The sequence below is a fragment of the Planococcus sp. RAB007_Raresut genome, from assembly GCF_057369535.1.
Window position 1 is genome coordinate 1 of record NZ_JBXYIF010000122.1, and the last position, 269, is coordinate 269.

The window sequence follows — 269 nt, forward strand, 5'->3', positions numbered from 1 at the left end:
GCTCGGGGGTTTAAAATCTGTTATTCGGGGCGGTCGGTAATCAATGGGAATGTTTGATAGTTTTCATATTTCAGCTTCAGCGTTGACGTCACAACGGCTACGAATGGATACCGTGTCGGCGAACATCGCCAACGCTCAGACGACTCGCGGGAGACTCGTGGACGGAGAGTGGCAACCATACACACGAAAGATGACCGTGTTGCAAGAAGCGCCATTCCGGAAGCAAATGGATGCCGTTAATGGAGGGGTGCAGGTATCTCAAATCATCG

At 51.3% G+C, this 269-nt stretch carries 1 protein-coding gene; it reads left to right on the forward strand.

Annotated features, from left to right (window positions below):
- Positions 1–43: 43 nt before the first annotated feature.
- Positions 44–269 (forward strand): flagellar basal body rod protein FlgC (locus AC2Q9J_RS17990; RefSeq protein WP_499042056.1); only part of this gene is annotated, 226 nt, incomplete at its 3' end.